Origin of the sequence: Endozoicomonas arenosclerae, from assembly GCF_001562015.1 — a bacterium.
Classification (GTDB): domain Bacteria; phylum Pseudomonadota; class Gammaproteobacteria; order Pseudomonadales; family Endozoicomonadaceae; genus Endozoicomonas_A; species Endozoicomonas_A arenosclerae.
The window spans coordinates 1-1,007 of record NZ_LASA01000302.1; the positions used below are offsets into that span (position 1 = coordinate 1).

Annotated in this window: 1 protein-coding gene; it reads right to left on the minus strand. The window is 53.9% G+C overall.

The window, feature by feature from the left end:
• A partial coding sequence (locus WG89_RS31550; RefSeq protein WP_172806965.1) for a hypothetical protein occupies nucleotides 1-1,007 on the minus strand: 1,007 nt, incomplete at both ends.

A 1,007-nucleotide genomic window follows, 5' to 3' on the forward strand; every position in this document is an offset into this window, starting at 1 on the left:
GGTGATACTCCAGCCTGCATTGACGCTGTCAGTCACCGTATCCGTGCTGTTAGAAGAACCTGTGTAGCTCTGACTGCCCGCAAAGGTCATACTGGCAACCACCAGACTATTCGCGTTCAGTGTCACTGCCTGATCACTGTTACTGTCGTTAGTAACACTACCGGTAGTCGTAATCTGGCTGCTGCCTGCTACGGTCAGGTCATTATCACTGGAAAAGGCAAGGTTATCGCCCTGCACGGCCCACCCCTTATTCGTGGTATCCGTGATATTGCCCTGGGTGGTGAGCTTTTTGGTACCGGAAACTGTAATTCCCTGGTCGGCYGAAGCGATCAGGTTCTGGCCATCCACCGACCAGGCCGTGTTGCCATTGTCRGTGATGTCGCCAGAAGTGTTGATCTGCTCCACATTCGACAGCGTACGGGTATTATCCGTTAACGCACGGTTGCCGGTGATACTCCAGSCWGCATTRATACTGTCWGTSACCGTATCCKTGYTGGTAGCCGAACCCGTGTAGYTCTGRCTGCCCKCRAAGGTMATACCCGCWACCRYCAGRCTGYTSGCRTTCAGMGTMACYGCCTGATCASTGTTACTGTCGTTAGTAACACTACCCGTAGTCGTGATCTGGCTGCTGCCTGCTACGGTCAGGTCATTGTCACTGGAGAAGGCAAGGTTATCGCCCTGAACAGCCCAACCCTTATTCGTGGTATCCGTGATATTGCCCTGGGTGGTGAGCTTACCAGTACCGGATACAGTAATGCCCTGATCGACTGAAGCAATGAGGTTCTGACCATCCACCGACCAGGCTGTGTTGCCATTGTCAGTGATGTCGCCAGAAGTATTGATCTGCTCCACATTCGACAGCGTACGGGTATTATCGGTTAAAGCACGGTTACCGGTGATACTCCAGCCTGCATTGGCGCTGTCTGTCACCGTATCCGTCTTATCCGCAGCACCGGTGTAGCTCTGACTGCCCGCAAAGGTAATGCCCGCTACCGTCAGGCTGCTGG